This window comes from Paenibacillus sp. EKM212P (genome assembly GCF_011066115.1).
GTDB lineage: Bacteria > Bacillota > Bacilli > Paenibacillales > Paenibacillaceae > Paenibacillus > Paenibacillus polymyxa_B.
In genome coordinates, this window is the sequence record NZ_JAAMNR010000002.1 from 142,527 (window position 1) to 162,314 (window position 19,788).

16 protein-coding genes are annotated in these 19,788 nt (G+C 44.8%); 2 read left to right on the forward strand and 14 right to left on the reverse strand.

Features of this window, described 5'->3' with window-relative positions; all coding sequences use genetic code 11:
- Positions 1 to 13: 13 nt before the first annotated feature.
- The 11 genes from G9G54_RS06780 to G9G54_RS06830 all read right to left on the reverse strand — a co-directional run bounded on the left by G9G54_RS06780 (position 14) and on the right by G9G54_RS06830 (position 12,116).
- Entirely contained in the window at positions 14 to 1,060 is a 1,047-nt protein-coding gene (locus tag G9G54_RS06780; protein ID WP_061828269.1) for a FecCD family ABC transporter permease, read from the reverse strand.
- A 1-nt stretch (position 1,061) separates the two neighbouring features.
- Positions 1,062 to 2,126: a FecCD family ABC transporter permease gene (locus tag G9G54_RS06785; protein WP_165176943.1), complete on the reverse strand. Its 1,065-nt coding sequence runs from the start codon at positions 2,124 to 2,126 to the stop codon at positions 1,062 to 1,064.
- Between the two features lie 218 nt (positions 2,127 to 2,344).
- Positions 2,345 to 3,307, reverse strand: a complete 963-nt coding sequence (locus tag G9G54_RS06790; RefSeq protein WP_165177487.1) for an ABC transporter substrate-binding protein — start codon at positions 3,305 to 3,307, stop codon at positions 2,345 to 2,347.
- A 56-nt stretch (positions 3,308 to 3,363) separates the two neighbouring features.
- Positions 3,364 to 5,079, reverse strand: coding sequence for an ABC transporter ATP-binding protein (locus G9G54_RS06795; RefSeq protein WP_025720642.1), 1,716 nt, complete (start codon positions 5,077 to 5,079; stop codon positions 3,364 to 3,366).
- A gap of 37 nt (positions 5,080 to 5,116) precedes the next feature.
- Positions 5,117 to 6,124 carry an ABC transporter substrate-binding protein gene (locus tag G9G54_RS06800; protein ID WP_165176945.1) on the reverse strand — a complete coding sequence of 336 codons (1,008 nt, stop codon included), beginning with the start codon at positions 6,122 to 6,124 and terminating at the stop codon, positions 5,117 to 5,119.
- Positions 6,125 to 6,343: 219 nt separating this feature from the next.
- Positions 6,344 to 7,264 (reverse strand): ribose ABC transporter substrate-binding protein RbsB, encoded by a 921-nt coding sequence (gene rbsB, locus G9G54_RS06805; protein ID WP_025720638.1) that lies wholly within the window; start codon positions 7,262 to 7,264, stop codon positions 6,344 to 6,346.
- 34 nt (positions 7,265 to 7,298) lie between these two features.
- The gene (locus tag G9G54_RS06810) at positions 7,299 to 8,267 is read right to left on the reverse strand and encodes an ABC transporter permease subunit (protein ID WP_165176947.1); all 969 of its coding nucleotides are present in this window, start codon (positions 8,265 to 8,267) and stop codon (positions 7,299 to 7,301) included.
- A 1-nt stretch (position 8,268) separates the two neighbouring features.
- The gene (locus G9G54_RS06815; protein WP_165176949.1) at positions 8,269 to 9,750 is read right to left on the reverse strand and encodes a sugar ABC transporter ATP-binding protein; all 1,482 of its coding nucleotides are present in this window, start codon (positions 9,748 to 9,750) and stop codon (positions 8,269 to 8,271) included.
- A gap of 30 nt (positions 9,751 to 9,780) precedes the next feature.
- Positions 9,781 to 10,215: a D-ribose pyranase gene (gene rbsD, locus G9G54_RS06820; protein ID WP_165176951.1), complete on the reverse strand. Its 435-nt coding sequence runs from the start codon at positions 10,213 to 10,215 to the stop codon at positions 9,781 to 9,783.
- A 1-nt stretch (position 10,216) separates the two neighbouring features.
- Entirely contained in the window at positions 10,217 to 11,095 is an 879-nt protein-coding gene (gene rbsK / locus G9G54_RS06825) for a ribokinase (protein WP_165176953.1), read from the reverse strand.
- Positions 11,088 to 12,116, reverse strand: a complete 1,029-nt coding sequence (locus G9G54_RS06830) for a LacI family DNA-binding transcriptional regulator (protein ID WP_165176955.1) — start codon at positions 12,114 to 12,116, stop codon at positions 11,088 to 11,090. The genes rbsK and G9G54_RS06830 overlap by 8 nt, the downstream gene beginning before the upstream one ends.
- Positions 12,117 to 12,328: 212 nt before the next feature.
- Between G9G54_RS06830 and G9G54_RS06835 the strand changes: the two genes are divergently transcribed.
- On the forward strand, positions 12,329 to 13,054 hold the full coding sequence (locus G9G54_RS06835) for a DsbA family oxidoreductase (RefSeq protein WP_165176957.1): 726 nt from the start codon (positions 12,329 to 12,331) through the stop codon (positions 13,052 to 13,054).
- Between the two features lie 78 nt (positions 13,055 to 13,132).
- On the opposite strand, the gene G9G54_RS06840 is transcribed toward G9G54_RS06835, so the two are convergent.
- Positions 13,133 to 13,921, reverse strand: coding sequence for an SDR family oxidoreductase (locus tag G9G54_RS06840; RefSeq protein ID WP_165176959.1), 789 nt, complete (start codon positions 13,919 to 13,921; stop codon positions 13,133 to 13,135).
- A gap of 207 nt (positions 13,922 to 14,128) precedes the next feature.
- Positions 14,129 to 15,133 (reverse strand): copper amine oxidase N-terminal domain-containing protein, encoded by a 1,005-nt coding sequence (locus tag G9G54_RS06845; protein WP_165176961.1) that lies wholly within the window; start codon positions 15,131 to 15,133, stop codon positions 14,129 to 14,131.
- 252 nt (positions 15,134 to 15,385) lie between these two features.
- On the opposite strand from G9G54_RS06845, the gene G9G54_RS06850 reads away from it, so the two are divergent.
- Positions 15,386 to 16,303, forward strand: coding sequence for an AEC family transporter (locus tag G9G54_RS06850; RefSeq protein ID WP_069289660.1), 918 nt, complete (start codon positions 15,386 to 15,388; stop codon positions 16,301 to 16,303).
- Between the two features lie 344 nt (positions 16,304 to 16,647).
- Here the strand turns inward: G9G54_RS06850 and G9G54_RS06855 are convergent, their stop codons facing one another.
- Positions 16,648 to 19,719 (reverse strand): X2-like carbohydrate binding domain-containing protein, encoded by a 3,072-nt coding sequence (locus tag G9G54_RS06855; RefSeq protein WP_165176963.1) that lies wholly within the window; start codon positions 19,717 to 19,719, stop codon positions 16,648 to 16,650.
- Positions 19,720 to 19,788: the final 69 nt, after the last annotated feature.

Sequence of the window (19,788 nt, forward strand, 5' to 3'; positions counted from 1 at the left end):
CTCTTTCGTGACGTTACCCTTTGGAGCGACTCAACAGGTATAAGAAGTATGGCGCACCAATGATGGCTACAATTAAACCTGTCGGGATTTCTTTCTGTAAAGGTAAGGATCGTGTGATCGTATCCGCTACAAGTACCAGGAGTGCTCCGACTAAAGCACAGGTTACCAGCAGCATTTTATGCTTCGGCCCCACCAGCTTTCTCGCCAAATGTGGAGCCACCAAACCGACAAAGCCGATACCGCCACTAACCGAAACACTAGAACTGGCCAATCCAACCGCAGCAGCGAGAAGGAGAATACGTTCCTTTTCGATAGCTGTACCCAACCCCGATGCCGTCTGATCTCCCAGATTAAGCACATTCATCACATTTGCTTTGTAGTATGCGAAAGGAAGCAATACAATCAGCCAAGGCAACAGAGCCATCACGAATTTCCAGTTTGAGCCCCAGATGCTTCCTGCTAACCAATTAGCTACAAACGTGTAACTTTCGGGTGTCAGCTTAAGAGTCATAATGATCATCGCAGCACTGATACCCGCCGCTACGCCAATTCCGCTCAGCAGTAGCCTTGTCGGAGAAATTCCTTCACCTTTCTTGTAAGAAAGCGCGTAGATGAGAATAGCAGCTGCTCCTGATCCAATCAGTGCAAGGGCGGGAAGTAAAAACAATGAATTCGTAGTTTGCATAGATGGAAAAAGCAATACAAACAGCATGACCATCAACCCGGCGCCTGCATTAATGCCTAGAATACCAGGGTCCGCTAGGCCGTTACGCGAAACCCCCTGCATGATGCAGCCAGAAACAGCGAGACCTGCACCGATAAGAAGGGAAATAACCATTCGTGGCAATCGGAATTCAAATAGGATTAATTCCTGCTGTGGAGTCCCTTGTCCAAACAAGGTTCTAAATAGCTCCATTGGCGAAAGCCGGATGGTTCCCGTATTCGCACTTATGGTGAACGCAGCAATGAGCAATACGAGCAAAATGACTACAACCATCCAATCATGTATTTTTTTACGATGACTAGCTTTGGCAATAGCCCCATTCGTAACGTTATTCATCTTACAGTGCCCTCCTTTCTTTACGTGCCAGATAAAGAAAGAACGGAACCCCAATTAAGGCAATAAGTACGCCCACCGGTGTTTCCTCAGGTGCGTTAATCATACGGGCTGCCAGATCGGCAAACACAATGAGTAAAGCTCCCATAATGGCCGAGCATGGAATAATCCAGCGATAATCGACGCCAACCAGCTTGCGGGTTATATGGGGAATAATCAATCCCACGAAACCTATAGAACCCACCAACGACACCGCTGCACCCGCCAAAATCAGAACAAGAATCATTCCGACTACCTTTACTATCCCAGTTCGCTGACCAAGGCTCAACGCAATTTCGTCTCCCAAACTGAGCAGCGTAATGGAGCGCGACAACATGAGAGCACCGATAAAAGCTGCCACAACCCAAGGCAAAACTATACCGAGCTGAACCCACTTGATTCCACTAAGCCCTCCGGCATACCAAAAGGCCAAATCCTGTCCAACATCAAAGTACAAACTGATCGCATCTCCTAAGGCAGACAGCAATGCCGTGACAGCTGCACCTGCCAATACAAGACGAACTGGCGTAAGACCTGATTTGGATATGGAGCTTGTACCATATACCATCACAACAGCCAGAGCTGCACCAACAAAGGAATACAACATTAACTGTAAAAAGGAAGAGCCAGGAAAAAGGGCAAAGCAAATCGCCATCGCCAAGCTGGCTCCCGAGTTCAGTCCAAGCAAGCCCGAGTCAGCAAGCGGATTTCGGGTCATTCCTTGCATAATTGCACCTGCAACAGCAAAGCAAACTCCGATTAAAACCCCACCCAGAATCCGAGGTAGACGGATTTCCCAAATAATCTGATGGTTTTGCAACTCGGGTTTAAAATGAAAAACGGCGTTCCATACCTCTTCCAGCCTAATTGAGGCTGCACCAAAAGATAGAGATAGCGCGATACCGAACGCTAAAAGTCCAAGCCCAACTGTCAGGATAAGCGAAGCCGTCCATGGTCGCGAGTGGAATTGAGTCGGCGACTGGTTATGATTACTTTGAGCGGGGCTATCCGATGATTCTGATAATTTCATAACTATTGTTCACCCTTACTGTTGAATAGTATGTAGCTATCACGAACTGTGTTGAAGATGATGTTGATAATGAGAATTATTATCATGCAATCTTTACTATTGTAAATTAATGTGGCAACGGCATCAATAGCAAATTTCGAGGAATGCCTAATACTCTGCCCTATTGTGAACAAATAAAGCCCTTCGGCATAAATACCAAAGGGCTGCCAACGAAGCAATTACTTCTGTGTGGCGTTCTCTTTATTCCGCTGGACGATCATGTCTGCGATTTCTTCAGCTTGTCCTACAATGGCAATGGGATCGAAGTACCAATATTGATCCTCCTGGAGCTCAAAAACCTTACCTTGTCGGACCGCATTCAGTGATTTCCATATGCTGTCTCCTTCGTAACCTCTCAAATCCTTGTTAACCGTCAGAAAGATATAAGAGCCGGCATATTGATTAATGACTTCTTTTGACACCGATTTCCATTGAGTCTCACCTAATAACTCTTTTTGGACAAGCGGCGGAGGTGTCAAATTCAGACCTCTGTATACCGCCTGTCCTCCTCTGCCAAAATTATCACCATATACATAGTATTCTTTTTCCGAAGCTTCCATTACGGTGAACGTATCTTCAGGCTGAACAATTCCCTTTAGCTTGTCACGTGCGGCCTGCATCCGCTGATCGTATTGCGCAAGCCATGTTTTGGCTTCCTGTTCTTTTCCAAGCAGCTCACCAAAAGCTGTCAGTTCCTCATGCACATTCTTGTACGTTCCATAAGGAATGACTATGGTCGGAGCAACTTTACTATATTTTTCATATTCATGAGCATCTTTGGAACCAATCAGAATCATATCCGGCTGTAGAGCCAATACTTTTTCAATGGATACACTACCGCGGTCTCCAATGCTTGCAATGCCTTGTACAAGATCCTTTGAAAACGGATTATCCAGATAATATTTAACACTTCCCACAGGTTTAATTCCTAGTGCTAATAAATCATTCTGGTACATATCTACTAAAATCCGCTGAGGGTGAACCGGTATTTTAATATCTCCATGAATCGTTTTGACTGTTTTCATTTCCTCTGACTTTTGTTCGCTAGATGTTTGATTCTGCTTTTCACCAGGTTGCTTTACATTTCCACCACAGGCGGTAAGAGCTAAAATGACTGACAGAAGCATCATTACAATCCACATTTTCTTTGTCAAACCTGTTCATTCCTCTCTCTATTTACGGTGTCATATTGGCCTATTTACGTTCCGTATTGAGCTTGGTGCAGGCGGCTATATGCCCCTTTTACTGCCAATAACTCTTCATGTCTGCCTTGCTCGGCAATCCCTTGATCTGCAACTACGATAATGCGGTCAGCATTTTTGATCGTTGCCAGACGATGCGCGATAACGAGTGTCGTACGGCCTTGGGATAGCTCTGTCAGCGCTTGCTGAATCGCGGCTTCTGTCTCTGTATCCAATGCTGAGGTTGCTTCATCTAAAATGAGAATTGGCGGATTTTTAAGGAACATCCGGGCAATAGACAAACGTTGCTTTTGACCACCGGAGAGCTTCACACCTCGCTCACCGATCATTGTATCCAGACCATCCGGATATGAGCGAACAAGGTCTTCAATCTGAGCTCGACGAGCAGCATCCCAGATTTCTTCTTCCGAAGCATCGAGCTTACCGTAAGCAATATTTTCACGAATCGTTCCATCAAAGAGGAATACATCCTGTTGTACGATACCAATCATGGATCGCAGCGATTCCAGCTTCATTTCACGGATATCCATTCCATCAATAGTAATGCTGCCTTCCTCGACATCGTAGAAGCGAGGCAACAAACTGCAAAGTGTCGTTTTACCTGCTCCTGAAGGACCCACAAGTGCTACGGTTTCACCCGCATGGATAGATAGGTCCACTTTGCGTAATACCTTATCTTTGTTTTCGTAACCAAACGTTACACCTGCAAATTGAATATCTCCATTAAGATGGCTAACCGCCTTGGCCCCAGGCAGATCTTCTACATCCGATTCACTTTCCAGCAAATCCAGGTACCGTCGGAAGCCAGCAATCCCTTTCGGATACGTTTCGATGACAGAATTAATTTGTTTAATCGGCCCCAGGAATACATTAGACAGCATCACAAATGCGATAAATTCCCCGTAGGTCATCTGTCCTTCAATAACAAACCATGTTCCACATACTAGCACAAACAATGAAACCAGCTTCATTAGTATAAAACTAATCGAGGAATTCCAGGCCATAATCCGGTACGCGATCAGCTTCGTTTTACGGAAACGCCCATTATTTTCAGCAAAACGTTCCATTTCATGTGCTTCGTTGGAGAACGCTTGAACAACGCGAATCCCGCTTACATTATTTTCGATACGAGCGTTATAATCCGCAATATCAGAAAACATACGATGGAAAGCAGCAGACATTTTACGGCTGAAATAAAGAGACAAGTAAATCATGAGGGGTACAATGATGAAAGTCAGTACAGCCAGCTTCCAGTTAATACCGAGCATGATACCAAAGGCTCCCCCCAGTGTCATCAACGCAATGAACAAATCTTCAGGTCCGTGATGGGCAATTTCCCCAATATCCATCAGATCATTAGTCATACGTGAAACAAGATGCCCTGTCTTGTTATTGTCAAAAAACCGAAAAGATTGCTTTTGTACCCGATCAAACAGCTTTTTACGCATGTCCGATTCGATGTTAATGCCCAGCTTGTGTCCCCAATAGGTAACCACGTAATTCAGGGCAGCACTTATGACGTAAATACCGAGCAGAGCTAGGCAAGCATATAAAATCCATTTCCAGTTCCCGCTGGGTAGCAAATCATCGACCACCCGGTTGACTGCAAGCGGAAAAGCCAACTCCAGCAGTGCAGCTAGCAAGGCACAAGAGAAATCAATGATGAATAAAGTCCGGTAAGGACGGTAGTATTCAAAAAATCGTCTAAGCATGGTTATGACCTCCCCTTTCTTATTTCATTTGAACTGATCACTTCGGATCAACGGAAAACATTTTAACGGCCTCATCGAGCGATTCGTCAACGGCTAGCGGTGAGTACGTAAACCACGGATCGGCTTTGATGAAATACACTTTGTGGTTTTTAACAGCCGGGAGATTTCTCCACAATGCACTTTGCTCAATTTGCTTAAGCATTCCGTCCTTGCTCGCTTCATCATAAACCAGCATAATAATTCGGTCTCCTGATAGTTCAGGTAACTTTTCCATTGAAATAACATCATAAACATAATTAAATCTCGGGTCCTTCGCCAGCTTCTGGCGTATGTACTCAGGGGGATTCAATTCCAGTGAACGGTAAATAACATGTCCTACATTCCGCGCTCCGTATACTCTTAACACATTCTTATCGTAGGCCATATAAATCGTAACCGTTTCATCTTTTTTGAATTTTCCAACCAGCTTCTTTCGACCTTCCTCAGCCTTTTTGTTGAAACTAGCGATCCACTGCTCGGCTTCCTTGTCCTTACCCAGCACGGCTGCGACATTCCGCAGTTGCTCAAATACATCGCCTTCTCCAAACGAAACGACTACGGTTGGAGCAATTTTCTCTAGCTGCTCCTTCACTTCGGGCGTGGTATATTCTGTTGTGATGATCAGGTCCGGTTGTAACTCCAGCACCTTTTCTACATTTGTCGGGTTCCCAATATCCGCCACTCCGTCAATCTTACCTTTTAAATAGTCGCCTTCTAACAAATGGGAAGCAGCACCTGCAGGCTTAACTCCCAAGGCCAGCATAGCATCCAAATATTGTGTCGTGACAACTCGCTGTGGATTTGCAGGGATACTGATCTTATTGCCAGTGGCATCAGTATATTCGCGCATGACAACCGTCTTGGATTGCCCGGAAGGATCATTAGTGCTGGTCTTGTCGTTTGTCTGGTTGTTGCTAGCTGCGTTTCCACATGCACTCAATACAACCATCAAAAGAACCAGAAGACAAAGCGTGGATTCCCATTTTAATCTGTACCTTTGTTGCACAATATACGTCCTCCTTAGATATATACAATTCATAATATGATAGTGATTCTCATTATCATATAATTGTTATTCTATCTTTTACCGTCTCTTCTTACAATACAAAAATAAAAAACTTCCATTTATGTGTATGTATCGTCATCGTAGAATAGCCAAAAAAAGAACTGATGCGCATTACAGCATCAGTCCGAATAGCTTAATATGTTGGGTCAAGCGCCCTTTTTATTTCGATTGATCCACTAACTCCAGCTTAGCGGGAATTGATGTTTTCACGGTTTTACCTTGAAGTACATCCTTGGCTGCCTGCACCGCCAATTGACCAATAAGCTCGGGTTGCTGAGCTACGGTGGCTGTCAGTTTCCCTTCCTTAATTGATTTAAGCGCATCCTCGTTACCGTCAAAACCGATGACTGGAATGTTTTTACCTGAGCTTTGGATTGCTTCGATCGCACCCAACGCCATTTCATCATTGTGGGCAAATACTGCCTGAACGTCCGGGTTGCCTTGCAGCAGATTTTCCATCACGTTCAAACCTTTGGTCCGATCAAAATCGGCCGATTGTTTGGCTATGACTTTCAGATCCTTATCTGCTACTTCATGAAATCCTTTTCCGCGTTCACGGGTAGCGGATGCTCCTGGAACACCTTCCAGCTCAATCACCTTGGCACCTTTTCCAACTTGATCAATCACATATCTGGCAGCCATTCGTCCTCCCTCTACGTTGTCTGAAGCGACGAGTGCTTTTACATCGCCTTTGTCAGCAGAACGATCCAGTGTAATAACCGGGATGTTCAATGCATTCGCTGATTGTACCACAGTGGAGATGGCCGACGAATCTGTCGGATTAATGAGTAACGCGTTTACTCCCTGTTGAATCAGATCATCCACGTCATTACTTTGTTTCGCCGAATCATTTTGTGCATCCACAACAATGACCTGCATTCCTTGTTTTTTGGCCTCTGCCACAACTCCGTCTTTGAGAGATACGAAGAATGGATTATTCAGTGTTGAGATCGACAAGCCGATTTTGATGTCCTTCAGGTTCGCGGCCGCTTTAGGTTTCGCCCATTCGGGCGGTTCCAAGGAACACCCTGTCATGAGCAGGAGCAGCAATGCAGTCATGATTAATGTAAGCTTTTTCATATTTATGTGTCTCCTTCTACGCAGATTAGGTATATTATGCGGATTTTTTACGGTCAATCAATACAGCAATAGCGATGACTATCCCTTTTACTACCATTTGATAAAAAGAGTTAACCCCCAGCAAGTTCAAGCCATTGTTTAGTGTACCGATGATAAGCACACCAATTAACGTACCTACGATTCGTCCGCGTCCTCCCGAGAGACTTGTTCCACCTAATACGACAGCCGCAATGGCGTCCAATTCATAAGAAGTACCTGCTGTCGGTTGCGCCGAGTTCAAACGTGAAGTCAAGATAGCTCCCGCCAATGCGGAGAGCATTCCAGCCAGAGAGTAAATCCAAATTTTTACACGCGGCACTTTTATACCAGATACAATCGAAGCCTTCTCGTTACCACCAATGGCATACGTTTTACGTCCGAATGGTGTTTTATGCAAAATGATCCATAGGACAGCAAAGGTAATGAGCATCGTAATCGCTGGAACCGGAATACCGAACTGATAGCCACGACCGAACAATTGAAATACCAGACTGTCCCCGAGTCCTGTAATAGGGTTACCATTGGTATAAACGAGTGTCAATCCTCTGAAAATGGTCATGGTTGCTAGTGTAGCGATGAACGGAGCCATTTTACCCTTCGTAATCATCAAGCCGTTGACCATCCCCATCACGCCACCCAATGCACAGCCGATGATAATCGCCAAAATAGGATCGAACCCGGCCAGCATCATATTTGCGACAAACGCACTGGATAGTGCTAATATGGAGCCGACTGACAAATCTATTCCGCCTGTGAGAATAACGAAGGTCATACCGAACGCAATCAACGCATTAATGGATACCTGGCGCAATAAATTCAAAATATTAAGCGGTTCCAAAAAGCTGGGATTTAAGACCGATACGATAATCACCAAAATAATGAGTCCCAACAACGGGCCAAGCTTCTGTGTGATTTGTGACATTTGAAAGCCTTTGCTGCTTTTTGTTTCATTCATAGTTGTCATATTACTGTCCTCCTGTAGCTAGCGTCATAATATTTTCTTGTGTGGCTTCTTCCCTGCTCAGCTCTCCGCTGATCTTTCCCTCGTGCACCACGACTATACGATCGCTCATGCCGAGTACCTCAGGGAGTTCCGAGGATACCATGATAATCGCGACTCCACGTTCGGTCAGCTCGTTCATCAACTGGTAGATTTCCCGCTTGGCTCCCACATCTACACCTCTCGTCGGTTCGTCAAGAATGAGTACATTTGGACCAATACCTACCCATTTGGCAATAACCACCTTTTGCTGATTACCACCTGACAAACTGCGAACCGTTGTTTCACCCGATTGGGTTTTAATTTGTAAGCGCTTAATTAAAGTGTTAACAAAATCCAACTCTTTTTTACCTGAAATAAATCCTTTTGAGGTAAAGCTGAAGAGATTTGGCAGCACCATATTTTCCCGAATGGAAAAATCCAGAACCAAGCCCTCATCTTTTCGGTCTTCTGTAATGAAGCCAATCCCTAGTTTCACCGCGTCATCCGGCTTGCGAATAGTCACCTTTTTTCCACGTACATGGATCTCACCACGATCCAAAGCATCCAGTCCAAATAACGCTCGCATGATCTCGGTCCGTCCCGAGCCCATCAAGCCTGAAAAACCTACAATTTCACCAGATCGTACAGTGAAATTCACATCTTCAAATAACCCTTTATGCGAAGCATTTTTGACCTCCAGCACCACTTCTCCCAAAGCTGGCGTTCTTACCGGATAGCGTTCAGTCAGCTCTCTACCTACCATTTTCCGTACAACTTCATCAAAATTTGTATCGGGAATCGCCTGAGTATCCACCGTTTTCCCGTCACGCATGATGGTAATCCGATCACAGATCGCGAATATCTCCTCCATCCGATGTGAAATATACACAATCGAAACACCATCTTTTTTCAAGGAAGTAATAACCTCGAACAGCTTCTGAATTTCCCGTTCGGTTAAGGCGGCTGTCGGCTCATCCATCACGATAACTTTAGCATCCGTCATGAGTGCTTTGGCTATTTCAATCATCTGCTGTTGACCCACTGAACACTCGCCTGCTTCACCGTTCAATGGAAGGTTTACCGAAAGCTTGCTGAATTGCTCATTTGCTAACGCTTTCATTTTAGAGCTGTCTAGTAAGCCCCACTTGGATGTCATTTCCTTGCCGATAAACAGATTTTCCAGCACGGTCATCTCCGGCCACACATTTAATTCCTGGTGAATAAAAGCAATTCCTTTTTGCTCCGCTTCTTTGGGGTCGGCAAAATAGGTTTCCTGGCCGTCAATGATGATCGTTCCCTCATCTCGCCGATGCAGTCCGATTAAAATATTCATCAGCGTTGATTTTCCTGCACCATTTTCACCCATGAGGGCATGTACTTCTCCTTCACGAAGATCAAAGTCAACACCACTCAGTACCTGATTGGTTCCAAAGGCTTTGTGAATTCCTTTCATTTGAATCTGCATGCTGTACCCTCCTTTTTATTCAACATTGATTTATCCAAAATGAACTCCTGCCTGCAAAATACAATTGGCAAATGGCTTAGCCTCTCCTGTACGAATGACCGCCTTCGCATAACGGGTCAGCTCCTTGAATTGTTCATGAGAGCAAAACTCAATGACGGCAGCCTGCGTATTAATCTGTGGATGTTCTAATTGCTCCCCTGCAAAGTTGCGCATAATATACTGCAATGCTTGTTCATTTTCTTGTTTGATTTCTTCGGCCAGCGTTATTTTTTCGATCACCATATCTGCTGCAATGACATCAACGACGTCCTGAAAGGATGGAACACCCAGCTTAAGGGCCAAATCAATTTTGGTAACGCCTTCAGGAACAGGTAAGCCGGCATCAGCCACGACAATATAGTCTGTGTGGCCGAGATCCGACAGTATTTTGGATATATGACTGTTTAGGATTCCATGTTTCTTCATATTATATTTGCTCCTCCACTTCACGACGGGTTGGCATTCCACCTTGGGCTCCAAATTTGGTTACGGACAATGACGCAGCACGATTAGCAAATTTCACACTGTCTGCCAGCGAATTTCCTTCAGCCAATGCCACTGCAAAAGCAGCGTTAAACGTATCTCCTGCACCTGTTGTATCAACGGCCTCTACTTTATAAGTAGGAACCACGACTTCCTGTTCTCCGTCGAAGAATCGTACACCGTTGCTGCCCTCAGTCACAAACAGCTTGTTGGGATATTTACGCAACGCTTCTTGCAGGCTCATATCCTTAAACATAATGGCAGCTTCATGCTCGTTTGGCGTAATGTAGGTCGCATTCGCAATTACGCTTTCTTCCACTTCACGAGCCGGGGCTGGATTCAGCAACAAGGGTACCTGGTACTTCGCACAAATCTCGCTTACATAAACAACCGTTTCCGACGGTATTTCCTGTTGAATTAGCACAATATCCGAACTTCGGATGACGTCAAGCGCTTCTTCCACATAGGCGGGTGTCACTTCATTATTTGCTGCTTTTACCACCACAATACTGTTATCACCTTCAGCTAGTACAATATGCGCTGTACCGCTTTCCATATGTATAGCCGGTTTCACATAGCCAGTATGAACATGATTTTCTTCAAAATTTCGTAAAATCTGTTCTCCAAAATGGTCATCCCCTACACGTCCAATCATCGTAACGTCTGCTCCGAGTCGTGCTGCGGCTACTGCCTGATTGGCTCCTTTACCTCCAGGTACGGTTGTAAAGCTTTCACCCAATACCGTTTCACCAGCACCGGGACGTTTGGACGAAGTAACTACGAGATCCATAGAACTGCTTCCGATAATCGAAATTTTAGCCATCATAATCCACCTTTCTCGTCGTTTCCCGTTCTATAAATTTGACGGGCAATTGTATGCTTGAATAGGTAAGTACTTTCGAATGAAGATTAGGTACGCTTGATTTCGTTACTTGCGACTGCTCAATCAACTGAATGAGTAGTCCTGCTGCTTCCCAGCCCATTTCATAAGCAGGTTGTCGGATCGTTGACAAAGGCGGGAATAACAAACTGCTTAATGGTATATCATCAAACCCGATAATTTGAACATCATCCGGGATTTTCTTTCCTAATCTATGTGCCTCATGCATCACCGCTGTAGCCACGATATCGTTACTTGCGATAACTCCGTCCGTATCCGGGTACTTGCTAAACAGCTCTTTGGCCCACGACTCGGCCTCCTTGAATGAAAAGGAAGTTGTCTCGACCACATGGTAAGCAATTCCGGATTGCTGAAGCTCTTCAACCGCCCCGCGAAAACGGTCTTGTGCTGGACGAATATGTGCAGGGCCCTGCATGACTGTAATTTGTTTGCTGCCGCGGGCAACCATTTCTTGAGCAGCCAAGCAACCGCCATGGGCTCCATCCGCATATACGGAGAGGCTGTCACTGGAAGTTCGATCGAGAAAAACGACCGGGATCTTCAGTTTGGCGTAACAGTCGGCATCGGGATCATTGGTAGAAGAAATAACACCAACGACATTATTTTGAACAAAAGTATCCATGTAATCCAATTCTTTTTGGCGATCTTCATCACTATTACCGAAAATAATCCGAAAATCATTTTCCTGCATTCGATCCTCCACCCCACGAGCTAACAAGGGAAAGTAAGGGTTCGTAATATCCGGCAGCAGCAGGCCGATTAATCTGGATTTCTTTTTATACAAAGAACGTGCAACTTCATTGGGCTTGTAATTTAACTGCCTCACAGCAGCCTCTACCTTTCGCCGTGTATCCTCATGTACATATCCAGTTTCATTAATAACTCTGGATACGGTCGCTACGGAAACACCTGCAAAGCTGGCGACTTCTTTAATTGTTGTCATAGTGTAGGTTCAACTCCAATGTGTAACCGGTTACACATATAAAATATCATAGCATTAATTTTTTGACAAGCATTAATTATTTGCACGTTGAATGCTTTAGCTTTATAATTCTTATTGTAACTAATGAAGTTCCACCTTTATACACATTCTAAAGTGGGGAGCACCTCTCCCGGTTACTCAATAAAATACGTATACATGGAGGCTTTTTCCTGATGAATATTGAAGTATGGTCTGATTATATGTGCCCATTCTGTTATATTGGCAAACGCCGTTTGGAGCAAGTATTACAGCAATTTCCACATCGCAATGAGGTGCAATTGACATTCAAGAGTTTCGAATTGAACCCGGATGCTGTGAGAGATAGCGGTAAAACGATCAATGAAGAACTATCCGCTAAATATGGGGTCAGTCTGCAAGAGGCTCAGGCTATGAATGATCGAATGAACGAAAACGCACGCTCTGCGGGTCTTGATTATAATATTCATGCCATGGTGCCGACGAACTCTCTTGATGCTCACCGCTTAACACTTTGGGCTCAAACACAAGGCAAAATGCTGGAGCTGAGCGAGCGTTTATTCCAGGCTGTATTCATCGAAGGCAAGCATACAGGGGATCATGAAGTGCTGGTAGCGCTGGCTACTGAGGTTGGTTTGGATCAAAAGGAAGCGGCTGCTATATTAGCCAGTGATCGTTTTACCGACGAAGTTAGAGCTGATGAATCCGAAGGCGCTGAGTTAGGTGTTCAGGGTGTACCATTCTTTGTATTTGATCGAAAATTTGCTGTTTCTGGTGCCCAGCCGGAGGAAGTATTCCATGATGCGCTTCAAAAAGCATGGGATGAACGCTCACCTTTCACCATGATAAGCGGCAGCTCGTCCAAACAAGATGAAGGTGGTATATGTACCGATGAGGGTTGTGAGCTTCCAGGCCGTGAATGAAGATTATCTATTCCCTAAATAAATTTTAAAAAAGCGTGCCAGCACCCAATTAAACCTGAGCTGGCACGCATCTTTATTTTATAACGATTTAATCATTCCGCCATCCACAAGGATGGTGCTCCCTGTCAAATAGGATGAAGCTGAAGACGCCAGAAAAGCAACAACTTTACCGAACTCTTCAGGCTCTCCATACCGCCCCAATGGAATGCCCTCTTCTGCTTGTTTACGAACCTGATCCGTCGTTTGCTGGGTTTTCTCAGCTCGATGCTCGTCCAAGCTACGCACGCGATCGGTTGCAATTCTCCCCGGTGCTACAGTATGTACCAGAATATTATGAGGAGCTAATTCCAGAGACAATGTTTTCGCCAATCCAGCGACTCCAGTACGTAGCGTATTTGAAATGATTAACCCCGGAATTGGCTGTTTAACTGAGGAAGAAGCAATATTTAAAATCCTACCGTTTTGTTGTTTTTTCATATAAGGTAACACCTCACGGATCAACCGGATATGACTAAGTAAATTTTGTTCAAAGGCCTGCATCCACACTTCATCTGTAAAATCATCAAAGGTACCGGCAGGAGGCCCACCCGCATTGTTAACCAAAATATCAACGGTGCCAAACAAATCAGCTGTACGGCGGATGGCCTGGGAGATATGTTCTGGTTTTGTTACATCGCAAACTACATATTCAACGCGGCCACTCGCTGTTTCCAGTAATTCCGCCTGCGTCCGCTGAAGCTCTGCTTCGTTCCGTCCTGAAATGACGACATTCGCACCCTCGCGTGCCAGCTCCCGTGCGCTTGCCTTGCCGAGTCCTTTACTGGAACCTGCAACAAAGGCTATTTTTCCCGTTAATCCTAAATCCATCTATGACACTCCCTTTTCTCAGTATTCTCTATTTAATTGTACACATGACCAACACATAATGCGAATAGCTTGGTAGTATCATGAAGGCTATCCATCTTCTCACCATTAAAAAGAATACGAAATCATTAATTGCAAGGTAAAACAAAAAGGCCTGACATTTAGTCAGGGGCCCTTTTTGCTTTCAAAATTTTGTTTGTTTACAACACGTTATGATGTTGATGTAGTAGTTGTTGTTGGCTGCTCGTATACAACAACGGACTGGCTTTCAGGCTCCCATTTAACATTTGTCCCCAAGGCCTCTCCGATTACCCTTACAGGTACCATTGTCGTCCCATCCACTATGGATGCTGGCTGCTCGATAGAATATGGCTGACCGTTAATATATGCTTTCGGACTGTTAACAAATAATTTGACGGACACGCCGTTACGGGTGACAGTAACAGCCTTTTCTTTCGGATCCCAGGAAACCTTTGCATCCAAAGCTTCGGAAGCTGTTCTAAACGGAACAAGTGTGGTCCCCTTGCGGTTAATCGGTTTGGCATCGTATTCTTCACCATTCACGAACAGCTTCATACCCGACGGCCGTCCAGCCTTCTTCGAGAATTCACCGAGCTTTTTGTAGCTGTCCAGGTCGGACACATTAGCCAGTACCGCCTCCTCCTGCATGTATACGGCATCTGTCACATTTCCGTTTTCAGCCAGTAGCTCAGCTGCCTCAGTCAGTGCTTTACCAGAATTCCGGATCAATTCAAGTTCAGCAACCTGCTCTGGAGTCAAACGGTCCGGGTATTTCGTAAGCAGCAGATTCGCAATAACCGCTCCTGCCGGCTTATCCTTCGTATTTTCTACCGCGTGAAGCAGACCCTTGTAACCGTTGCGTCCCTTGTGACCATTATGGTCTTTGGACTCCTCGTACGTATCATCCGTTACTGCAACAGGTTCGGTTTTTCTGATTTCAGCCTGTTTTTCTTTTTTACTGTTTTCATCCTTTTTGCCGGATGCTTTGTCCTTTTGTTTTTTGGACTGATCATTGTCTGAGTCATGGGGATTGATTAGCTCTTCCCCGCTCTTTTCATTCCCGTCTTTAACAGACGTCTTTGCTTCCTGTTTGTTCTCCTGATCATTTCCGCGTCCCTGCTTGGCTTCAGCGGTTCCCGCTGCCAATCCCAAGACCAGTATACACGCTAGTAAAGCTGTCCAAGTGTTTCTCATGATGCGATTCCTCCTTATAGTAAAGACCGGGCTCAAATGTCCCTAGATGTATTAACGGCTTCTCTAAGCTGATTTTTTATCTTTTCTTTAACTAATGTGTGAGACACCAATATAGCCGCAGTCCAGATTGCAAAAAACCACTATAAAATTTTATTATACGCCTAACCTATTTACACAGTATAATGAGAATTACACATGCATTTTTAAGTATCAGCCTTTACATTCGCATAATAGAAAGAAGATGAAACAGACATGTTCGGCACCATTCTTTTGGACGTTGTTTTACCTATTTTTGTACTTATCGGTTTTGGTTGTATCATGCAATATTATTTTCGACTGGATTTGTATACCTTAGCTAAAATCAATTTTTACTATATCACCCCCGCAGTTGTTTTTACGGGTCTTTATAACTCGGAAATTTCTTTAATGCTCATGGGTGAGGTTTCACTTTTTTATGCCTTGTACATAGCTATTCTGTACGTAATCAGCACTACTGTCGCCAGATCTCTGAAATACAGTCCCGGAATGCGTGGAGCTTTTACAAATAGTGTAATGCTAGATAATTCAGGAAATTATGGTCTGCCAATCAATCAGTTAGTGTTCAAAGGTGACCCTTTGGCCATTTCCGTTCAAGCTCTGATTATGACCTTTCAAAGCTTTGTCACATTTACATACGGCACTTTTGTTGTACAAAACGGCAAGGCCAATACTCGAAAAATATTAATTAATTTTTTGAAAATGCCTGTTCCCTATGCGCTTGCGCTAGGTTTGCTCCTAAATCTGCTGCATAGTCCATTGCCTAATTTACTGGCTGAACCTTTGAATTATATTAGTCAGTCGATGGTTGCTGTAGCTCTGCTTACTTTGGGAGCACAAATTGTGCAATATCCCTTTCGTTTGCGCCGGACAGCCGTGTACATCAGTATGGTACTACGCCTGATTGCTGGTCCAATAGTCGGTTTTATGCTCGTCTTGCTGCTGGGTCTTAAGGGGATTCCCGCTCAAGCCTTGCTCATTGCATCGGGTATGCCTACCGGTGTTAATACAAGTATTTTGGCGGAAGAATATAAAAATGAACCCGATTTTGCCGCACAAACAGTATTACTTTCCACGATTGTGAATGTCATTACGATGACACTGTTAATTTCAGCATCTCGGCATCTTGTTTGAGGTGTATGATAAATATAAAAAATGGATTAAAGACGCTTTTTGTCTAAGGACAGGAGCGTTTCTTTTTCAAGATAAAGGGAACATATGTTCGTGTTAGTGTTTCTTTTTTCTACTTAAAGTGGTGTGTTTGTTTTGTGGAGATCGTATGCGAGAAAGAGTTTTTTTCTATTATGAATTTTTCATATAGTGAAATAATTATATTATATAATTTGAATCTCTATTAGTAGCTGTTTTCAACTTGTCGTTGCTTTTTCCCCAAAAAAAGAATGCGGGACAACAGGTCGTCAAAAATAAAGCCAGCTCACTCATTAGAGTGGCTGACTTAGGATTATCCTTATTAAGGTTTAGGGCTCAATTCCCCATTGCTTGCTTCCAGACAGGTAAGCGGTTATTTTAGCAGAATCTTGTAAACTGTTTGCTGTGGGATTAAATGAATAATCATCGGTTTGTGTGTAACTGCTCCAGTCCTCTTTGGATATCCGGGTTTGCAACTCCACACTTTGACCGGGCTCTAAAGAACTCGCAGCTGAGTTAAACCCGATTTCTGCATAAGAATCTGCCCCTGGCTTCGCATTGGATAATGTTTTGAAGCTAGCAATCACATTCCCTGTACCGACGCTCGACCAATCCGTAAAGAAATTTTGTGCTTTCTCCCCGTTAATGGTGTAATAATAACGCAATGTCACGTCTGCTAGGGAAATTGATGAGGTTCCCGTATTGGTTATTTTAAATTTGGAACTGATTGTATTGCTTGTGGCGGATACATTCCCATTGAAGGCTTGCACCTTCAGAACGCCCTCGCCTGTTCCCGGCTCACTTGGCGTATCCCCTTTCACCGTAATCGTGAACAACGCATCAGTGCCTGTACTAAAATGGAAGTTGAGCGTGGTCTCTCCTTTAGGGAGTTTCGATAAATACTTGTTAGTAAGAACGACTGTTTCTTCACTAACTGTATAATCTTCACCCTTGTTCAGCACCACGCTCCCCTGCTTGATCGCTTCTAGCGTATTACCGTTAAGTGTAAGCTTGACAGTAATATCGGTATTACTGTTATCTACTCCATAGGTTGCAGTCGTTGGTGTAATACTTGCTTGTCCGGTAGATGGCTGATCACCACCCACACGATCTGCCACCAGAATGCCGCGGCCATTCGTTCCCAGATAAGCACGTCCGTAAACCCGAGGGTCCCCAATAATTTTGGTCACTCGAGCATATTGATGCTTGTCATCATTGATGCGCGCCCAGTTTGCGCCAGCATCGTCCGAACGGTAAAATCCACGTGTACCATCAATTTTACCAATTATAAATACCGCTGCATTCGTACGGTTCGGCGCTGCCTTACCAAAGCCTACAAAATCCGCTTCCTGCACATTAGAGAGCTTGGTGAACGTAGCGCCAGAATCCTTGGAATGCCATAAGCCGTATGGTCCTCCATCCTCGGAGCCTCCGGCGAACCATACATCTCCTTCTGCTCCTCGTACAGCATCAATATCAGCATTGCCTGCTGTCGGTAAGCCAGTTACCGCTGATGGCGTAAAGGATACCCCTCCATTGGTGCTCACATATATTTTCCCGGAGGCAAATGCGTAATATTTATTAGGGTTCACTCGATCAGAGACGATCTTTGCATTCGCTGGAATCCCTGTGCTTGCTGTCCATGAGTTGCCGCCAGTTTTGGAGTAGAACACACCTTTGTCTGATGTACTCCACAGTAAGCCATTCCCATCTGCCGCTACGGCGATGCTGCCTCCTCCTGCTGTACCGGAAGGCTCGCTATTTGCTTTATACCAGTTGGCTCCGCCATCATTGGAAAAACCGATGGATTTGGCATTTGGGTCTTTTTTATAATCCGCTTTACCTACCCGGGCCATAAAAGAAGGATTCAGCTCAGCATAATCAATGCTTTCGCTGCTTGTAAAGGTCGGATTATCCAGCATTTTAGCTGGAGCCTTGAATAAATCGTCGTGTCTGAATCCAGAGACATCACCTACTGCGCTCACCAAAGGCGCGCCGGTTGGAGGGCTCACCAAATCCAAAATCGCCGTTTCCTCTACCCCTTTAGCGGCTACTGAAATATCCAGCTTTCCTCCTTTATCCCAATTGGTCAGATTTTTAGAGCCATAAATCGTAGCTCCGGTGCCGTACAACATATGGTCTGAATTAAATGGATCTATCTCCAGATCTCCAATCATCCACCCCAGCTTGGGCGATACTTCCGGTGGAGCAGGGTTGGCATTGAAAGTCAGCCAAGGCGCACTGCTTATATCCAGATTGTATTTTAGCTTACGAGACGGATAACCATCAAATTCCCAAATAGGACTCCAAGTTGCCCCACTATCAGTGCTGCGATAAATCGTTTCATCCGGCCACCAGGCATTCAACGTAGCAACCATGAGTGTACCTGGCTTCTGGGCATCCACCGTCAGTCCACCATATCCAAAGTGATTGTCCGCACTACTGCTACCTATGGGGCTAATGTTAGTCCACTGCCCGCTTGCTGTATTCAATTTCCACAGTTCACCCTTTGATCCATCATATGGACCTGCTCCATCGCTATAAGAAATATATAGATTGCCGTCCGGTGATAACACACCGTGATGTGGCAAATAGCCCGTAGGCTGTCCCGCTATAGCAGACCAGGTTGTCCCGCCATCTGTACTGCGATAGACACTTTGCTTTTTATCTGCAACACCTACATAGATCGTCTGCGTTGCTTTATTGGAAGAGCCTGTTTTTTTGTCAAAGGTGATCCACGCTAAACCGACAATGTCGCTGGTATATTCATTGGAAGGGTCCTGTACATACGTCCCTGGATTCGGGAAACTGCTTACCTTGCTCCAAGTTGCTCCAAAATCAGAGCTTTTCCATAGTCCATTACCACTTCGAGCTCCAAAGAACAAAATATTATTCTTATTTGGATCAATCGTCAGACGTTCACCCATTGAACGCCCCGGCATATTGCCCCCCACCTTAAAAGGAAGCTTGGTTGTCTGCCACGTATTGCCCCTGTCGGTGGAACGCATAATTTGCCCGTTTTGTTTATCCCATGAATTAGTATACGTACCTGTAGCTATATATACACGATTCGGATCAACAGGATCAGTCGCTAGTGCATCGACACCATTTTTGTTCCAATCCTCCCAACCCACAGAATCCGTCAGCGGAATCCAGCCCTCATTGGCAGCATTCCAGCGGTAAGCTCCTCCAATATCTGTCCGGGCATAGATCAGGTCTTTTTCCGTTTCATTAAAAATAATGCCAGGTACAAAACCACCACCTCCACCCGTAACGACACTTTTCCAACTGTAATCGTCACTTGGAGCAGCATGAGCCGGTGCTATCATTCCTGTCCAGGAAGCACCCGCTACCACAAGCGCCAAACAAGCAATTCTCAACCTGTTTTTTGCCTTAGTCAATGAATTCAACCTCCTTCTTCAATATCATTTGAATATGCGAGTCATTTTGAGATCAAAGTAATCAGCCGA

Coding starts and splice junctions, on each gene's coding strand:
- G9G54_RS06850 (WP_069289660.1), top strand. CDS start 15,386: ATGTTCGGCACCATTCTTTTGGACGTTGTTTTACCTATTTTTGTACTT.
- G9G54_RS06815 (WP_165176949.1), bottom strand. CDS start 9,750: ATGCAGATTCAAATGAAAGGAATTCACAAAGCCTTTGGAACCAATCAG.
- G9G54_RS06845 (WP_165176961.1), bottom strand. CDS start 15,133: ATGAGAAACACTTGGACAGCTTTACTAGCGTGTATACTGGTCTTGGGA.
- G9G54_RS06785 (WP_165176943.1), bottom strand. CDS start 2,126: ATGAAATTATCAGAATCATCGGATAGCCCCGCTCAAAGTAATCATAAC.
- rbsB (WP_025720638.1), bottom strand. CDS start 7,264: ATGAAAAAGCTTACATTAATCATGACTGCATTGCTGCTCCTGCTCATG.
- G9G54_RS06835 (WP_165176957.1), top strand. CDS start 12,329: ATGAATATTGAAGTATGGTCTGATTATATGTGCCCATTCTGTTATATT.
- G9G54_RS06840 (WP_165176959.1), bottom strand. CDS start 13,921: ATGGATTTAGGATTAACGGGAAAAATAGCCTTTGTTGCAGGTTCCAGT.
- G9G54_RS06790 (WP_165177487.1), bottom strand. CDS start 3,307: ATGTGGATTGTAATGATGCTTCTGTCAGTCATTTTAGCTCTTACCGCC.
- rbsD (WP_165176951.1), bottom strand. CDS start 10,215: ATGAAGAAACATGGAATCCTAAACAGTCATATATCCAAAATACTGTCG.
- G9G54_RS06830 (WP_165176955.1), bottom strand. CDS start 12,116: ATGACAACAATTAAAGAAGTCGCCAGCTTTGCAGGTGTTTCCGTAGCG.
- G9G54_RS06780 (WP_061828269.1), bottom strand. CDS start 1,060: ATGAATAACGTTACGAATGGGGCTATTGCCAAAGCTAGTCATCGTAAA.
- G9G54_RS06810 (WP_165176947.1), bottom strand. CDS start 8,267: ATGACAACTATGAATGAAACAAAAAGCAGCAAAGGCTTTCAAATGTCA.
- G9G54_RS06795 (WP_025720642.1), bottom strand. CDS start 5,079: ATGCTTAGACGATTTTTTGAATACTACCGTCCTTACCGGACTTTATTC.
- rbsK (WP_165176953.1), bottom strand. CDS start 11,095: ATGGCTAAAATTTCGATTATCGGAAGCAGTTCTATGGATCTCGTAGTT.